We start from the raw sequence: 4,819 nt of genomic DNA, 5'->3' as shown, positions 1-4,819 counted from the left end.
CGCTATGGCCGTCGGCTGTCACCGAACGCGCTGCGCGCCGCGATCGTCATCGTCGGCCTCATCGGGCTCTACCGGCTGCTCACCGTCTGACGGGTCAGCCCCGTTGAACGGCGTTACCGAAGCCAGAATTTCCGATTGTCGGAGATCCAGTGTGGTAAGTGACATGGTTGCCGGAGCCCGAGGCTTGGATCGTATCGGCTGCGTCGACGGTGATCTGGTTTTGGATGCCAGACACACTCACGCTCGCGCAGTGGCCGGTGATCACGACATTGTTGGTGATTCCGCTGACGCTGACGCTGCCCCCGTTGCAGGCGATGGTCCGGACTTCGCTGATGCCGGAGACGGTGATGTTTTCACCCGCCGGCGCGGTCGACACTGATGCTGACGGCGGGGTCGCAGTTGTTGGCGGCATGGTCGCAGAGGCGGTGGGGCTTGCCGTGGAGATGCTCGGAATGGGTAAGAGAGGGGTCATGCCGCTGCGCGAAACCTGGTGTGCGGTAAAGAGGAAGATCCCGGCCGGCAGAGCGATCATGCCAATGACGAAGACTCCGAGGATGATCCACAACGTCCGGTTGCTGCGCGAGGATTGGGCCGATGGGCCCGGAAACAACCCGCCGCCATAGGGGAGCGATGATGGCGGTGGCATCGGGGGTCCCGCGGGTGGCGGGAACGCGGAAGCGGGCGGTGGCGGCCATTTACTGGGCGGCGGATTCGCGCTGGCCTCGGAAGCTTGTGCCGCCTCGGCCAGCGGTTGCTCCAGCTCCCGAATTCGGGCTTCGGGATCGTCCTCGGATTTCATTCACCGATGCTCGCATACCAAGATCGCACCGAATAGGTCCTTCGCATTCGGTAGTTTCTTGCATCGTGCCCGATATAGCGAACCGTCAGATCCTGCTGCGTCGCCGTCCGAGCGGACTCGTCCAGCCCGGCGACACCGAACTGGTCACCACGCCGGCGCCCGAGCCCGCCGAGGGCGAGGCGCTGGTCCGCACCACCTACGTGGGCCTCGACGCCGCGGTCCGCACCTGGCTCAACGACCAGCAGGGCTACCTGCCGCCCGTGCAGTTGGGCGAAGTCATCCGCGCGGCCGGAATCGGCGAGGTCGTGTCATCACGCTGTGACGCCTACGCGGTTGGCGACGTGATCACCACGCTGACCGGCTTCCAGGAGTACGTGATCGTTCGCGACGACGTGTTCAGCACGCCGATTCCCGACGAAAGCGATCAGCTGGCGATCATGTCGGTCTACGGCCCGACCGGTGCGACGGCGTATATCGGGATGACCGACGTTGGTCGGCCTCAGCCCGGAGACACCGTGGTGGTCTCGGCCGCGGCCGGCGCTACCGGATCGGTGGCGGGCCAGATCGCCAAGATCGCCGGCGCCCGGGTAGTGGGCATCGCGGGTGGGCCGGAGAAGTGCCGGGCGGTGGTCGAGGACTTCGGTTTCGACGCATGCATCGACTACAAGAGCGACGACCTCGCTGCCTCGCTGAAAGAGAATTGCCCCAAGCGGGTCAACGTCTACTTCGACAACGTCGGTGGGCCCATTCTCGACGCGGTGTTGGGCAGGTTGGCCATGAATGCGCGGGTTGTGTTGTGCGGCATCATCTCCAGCTACCTGACCGGCGACCACCCCGGGCCGGCGAATTACGTGAACCTGCTGTCGAAGACCGCGACCATGCAGGGATTCAACGCGCTCGATCAGTGGGGGCGCTTCGACGAAGCGTTCGCCTCGCTTCGCCAGTGGGGCCACGAGGGCCGAATCAAGGCCCGCCAGACCGTCTTTGAGGGCGTCGACTCGTGTGTCGACGCCCTCAACGGGCTGTTCACCGGGGCCAACATCGGCAAGATGTTGGTCAAGTTGAGTGAGCCGACAACGGTTTAGCTCAGCTCCTGGATGCGGATCATGGTGCCCGCGGGATCGCGCACGGCACAGTCGCGAATTCCGTAGGGCTGCTCGGTGGGCTCTTGAACGATGTCGGCGTTGGCGGCCTGTAGCCGCTCGAACACTTCGTCGAGGTCCTTGGTGGCCAGGACGATCATCGCGTAGGTGCCCTTGGCCATCATCTCGGCGATGGTGCGTCGTTCGTCGTCGGTGATGCCCGGGTTCGCGGCGGGCGGATTCAAAACAATAGACGTCCCAGGCTGATTCGGCGGGCCGACCGTAATCCAGCGCATCGTGCCCTTGCCGACATCGAGGCGGACCTCGAAGCCGAGGGTGTCGCGGTAGAACGCGAGCGACTCTTCCGGATCGTCGTGGGGCAGCATGCTCGAGTGAATGGTGATGTCCATGACAGTCACGTTAGGTGCAGAGCGGCGGCGGGAGCTTCTCGATTCCTGACCGGTCTGGTCACCTGCTTTTCCACGCACGACGGCAGCCCGGCGTCCATGTGAGCTGTCTGGTTCCGATAGGTGCTGGGGGAGACGCCGACCAGCTCGGTGAAGCGCGTGCTGAAGGTGCCCAGCGACGAGCAGCCGACCGCGAAGCAGACCTCGGTGACGCTGAGGTCGCCGCGACGCAGCAGCGCCATTGCGCGCTCGATGCGGCGAGTCATCAGGTAGGAGTACGGGGATTCGCCATAGGCGGTTTTGAACTGACGACTGAGATGGCCGGCTGACATGTGCGCGTCGCGGGCGAGCGCCTCGACGTCCAAGGGCTGTGCGTACTCGCGGTCGATGCGGTCCCGGACGCGGCGCAGCCTAGCGAGGTCGCGGAGGTGTTGGTCGTCGGTGGATCTGGTGGCCACCCGCGCGATCGTGCCACGTCGAGTTTGGGGTTGGGGTCCGCTTCGCGGTCTGCGGTAGGCTTTCCACCTGCTGCCGGTGATCCATCGGCGGCGCCGGGCTGTGGCGCAGTTTGGTAGCGCACTTGACTGGGGGTCAAGTGGTCGCAGGTTCAAATCCTGTCAGCCCGACCGCAAGAAGGGTGTCTGACCTCCTGGTTTATATTTCCAGCTGCTGGCACACTTGTTCGATCGCGTCAGAAATTGTCATGGATTGCCCGGCCGGTTCTGTAGTGGCGATTCGCTGCCGCTGACGCCCGGCTACCAGCTGGGCAGGAGATCGCCGTGGTTCCCGGCTATTTGATCGTCAACTCCGCCATCTCCGACCAGCCGGTCGCATCGATCGTTTGGTTGAGAATCTTCGGCGTGGACGCGAGCGCTCGCGGCATCTTCCGCGGCGCCTGTTGGCGTGCGCCGCACCCGCTTCGGCGTCGCAGAAAGCGGCGTCCCGGCCAGCGCCTCGTCCAGTCCGGCCTGGCTCGAACTTCACGACGGTGAAGATCATCACGGTTTGGGCGGAAGCGGAAATCGCAACGACGCGGCTGTCAGATGCTGCTTGAGGACGGTGTCGGCGGAGACGTGTTCGATCGACCCGCTCTCGTTCATCACCCCTTGGACCAGCTCGTCCAGGATGTCCGGGGCACGGCGCACCGGGCGTCCACATAGCGGGCACGTATCGCCGGAGAGGGCCAACCAGCGATCGTTGTCGCATATCACGCCCGGTGCCACCGCGCCATCCTGGACCAGGAGCGCGTCCACCGCGGCGACGCTCCCGGCCCACAGGCATTCGGGCAGACCGAGTACCGCCCATCCGCCCGTAGCCGACTTCTCGACCGTTTCGGCGACCATTCGCTCCTCCTCGTCGCGCTCATAGTGATCGAGTATCGCGGCGGCCTGCTGCTTGACATCGCCGAACGCGGTGCGCGCGTCGTCGTCCACCGTGAATGTGCCGGCGAGGGTCGGCCGCAGTTCGGGGGTGAGGTAATCAAGGAAGCGCGGCACCTCCGCGTGGTGGCCGCCGACGATCAAAAGCTCGAATGCATCGTCGCGGTGCAGCTTGTCGAGCATGGTGACCACGTCGCGGAAGTGACGCTTGGTCAGCTCCTCGGCTTTGTCTTGATTGCGGCCGGGGTCCGCGCCAACCCGCTGTGTGCCGATCTCAGACATCTCGTCCTGGTACAGCTCCCAGATCCGAGCGGTCTTTCGGTCGACGACAGCGACGCAACAGCGGCGGTACTCGTCGAGCACCGCCAACATTGGCCGGACCCAAGGGGTTTCATCGACCACAATCCTGTCATGCACGCTGCGGGGAAGCTGAACTTCCTCGAAGAAGTCACGACCGCTGCACGAGAACAGCGCAACCGAACCGGGCGACCAACGGTCGTCTTCCTCGACCGCCTTGGTGAACCGCTCGATATCGGCACGGACGGACAGCATCACGTCGTGATCGAGTTGGTGGTCCTGCGCCATCGGCCGGATTTCGTGCAGCAGGCTGTCTACCTTGCTGCGAACGACTGTGCCGCGGTCCTGAGGCTCGCACGGCACGACGGCATATAACGAGATGACCGGCATCCCGTTCCCGCGAAAGCCCACTACTCGGTTGACTGTCTCCGCTGTGATCACAGCGTCATCGCGTGTGCAGGCGGGCATTCGCCACGCGCAAGATCACGAACTGATCGGCAAGCCAGACCAGGGCGGGACCGTTGGGGTCCACACCGGGGACGATGTCCAGCATCGTGTATGCATCGGCCACGCACGACGCCAGGAAGTCGCGTTCCTTCTTCTCAAGGCCAGCTTGTGTCGTCATATCGGGCTCCTCCTAAGGCGGTAGTGGCGGCGTAAACACCCACCAACGTGTACCTTGCCCAACTACGCAGCCGCGTACCTCAGCCCCCAGACACCAGGTAATGGGGTCGAATTGACCCTGCGAGACGAATGCCCAGCATCGATCCGGGTATCCGGCCTTACTTACGTCTAAGCCCCTCCGGCAACCCGCTCAGTTCGGTAGAATGGCGGCCGCTGGGAATTTCAGCCGGT

7 protein-coding genes, 1 tRNA gene and 2 pseudogenes are annotated in these 4,819 nt (G+C 64.4%); 4 read left to right on the top strand and 6 right to left on the bottom strand.

All coding sequences use genetic code 11. The features are described from left to right. Positions 1–90 (top strand): annotated as a pseudogene (locus VGH54_RS22720) (sulfite exporter TauE/SafE family protein); the annotation flags it as partial. A gap of 4 nt (positions 91–94) precedes the next feature. Here VGH54_RS22720 and VGH54_RS30090 read toward each other — a convergent pair. Then, positions 95–235: a DUF3060 domain-containing protein gene (locus tag VGH54_RS30090; protein WP_414688772.1), complete on the bottom strand. Its 141-nt coding sequence runs from the start codon at positions 233–235 to the stop codon at positions 95–97. Here VGH54_RS30090 and VGH54_RS30085 point away from each other — a divergent pair. Together VGH54_RS30085 and VGH54_RS22710 are read left to right on the top strand one after the other, a co-directional pair. Then, complete coding sequence (locus VGH54_RS30085) at positions 225–623, top strand: hypothetical protein (protein ID WP_414688773.1); 399 nt, start codon at positions 225–227, stop codon at positions 621–623. The genes VGH54_RS30090 and VGH54_RS30085 overlap by 11 nt on opposite strands. A 241-nt stretch (positions 624–864) precedes the next feature. Then, positions 865–1,884 (top strand): NADP-dependent oxidoreductase, encoded by a 1,020-nt coding sequence (locus tag VGH54_RS22710; protein WP_331514358.1) that lies wholly within the window; start codon positions 865–867, stop codon positions 1,882–1,884. On the opposite strand, the gene VGH54_RS22705 is transcribed toward VGH54_RS22710, so the two are convergent. Beyond that, the gene (locus tag VGH54_RS22705; RefSeq protein ID WP_331514357.1) at positions 1,881–2,291 is read right to left on the bottom strand and encodes a VOC family protein; all 411 of its coding nucleotides are present in this window, start codon (positions 2,289–2,291) and stop codon (positions 1,881–1,883) included. The two genes, VGH54_RS22710 and VGH54_RS22705, sit on opposite strands and share 4 nt — an antisense overlap. 5 nt (positions 2,292–2,296) lie before the next feature. After that, positions 2,297–2,746: a helix-turn-helix transcriptional regulator gene (locus VGH54_RS22700; protein WP_331514356.1), complete on the bottom strand. Its 450-nt coding sequence runs from the start codon at positions 2,744–2,746 to the stop codon at positions 2,297–2,299. Between the two features lie 94 nt (positions 2,747–2,840). Here VGH54_RS22700 and VGH54_RS22695 point away from each other — a divergent pair. Further along, positions 2,841–2,914 (top strand) — tRNA-Pro (locus tag VGH54_RS22695). Between the two features lie 164 nt (positions 2,915–3,078). Here VGH54_RS22695 and VGH54_RS30080 read toward each other — a convergent pair. The 3 genes and pseudogenes from VGH54_RS30080 to VGH54_RS22680 form a co-directional block, all read right to left on the bottom strand. Beyond that, positions 3,079–3,186 (bottom strand): annotated as a pseudogene (locus tag VGH54_RS30080) (antibiotic biosynthesis monooxygenase); the annotation flags it as partial. Positions 3,187–3,286: 100 nt separating this feature from the next. Beyond that, positions 3,287–4,405, bottom strand: a complete 1,119-nt coding sequence (locus VGH54_RS22685; RefSeq protein WP_331514355.1) for a hypothetical protein — start codon at positions 4,403–4,405, stop codon at positions 3,287–3,289. Between the two features lie 4 nt (positions 4,406–4,409). Next, a complete protein-coding gene (locus VGH54_RS22680) occupies positions 4,410–4,589 on the bottom strand; it encodes a hypothetical protein (protein WP_331514354.1) in 180 nt (59 codons plus the stop codon). Positions 4,590–4,819: the final 230 nt, after the last annotated feature.

Origin of the sequence: Mycobacterium sp. (assembly GCF_036488105.1) — a bacterium.
Lineage (GTDB): Bacteria > Actinomycetota > Actinomycetes > Mycobacteriales > Mycobacteriaceae > Mycobacterium.
This window is presented reverse-complemented; position numbering and strand designations above follow the sequence as displayed.

Bases quoted from the DNA above. Each gene is read 5' to 3' on its own strand.
- VGH54_RS30085 (WP_414688773.1), top strand. From the start codon at position 225: ATGCCAGACACACTCACGCTCGCGCAGTGGCCGGTGATCACGACATTG.
- VGH54_RS22705 (WP_331514357.1), bottom strand. From the start codon at position 2,291: ATGGACATCACCATTCACTCGAGCATGCTGCCCCACGACGATCCGGAA.
- VGH54_RS22680 (WP_331514354.1), bottom strand. From the start codon at position 4,589: ATGACGACACAAGCTGGCCTTGAGAAGAAGGAACGCGACTTCCTGGCG.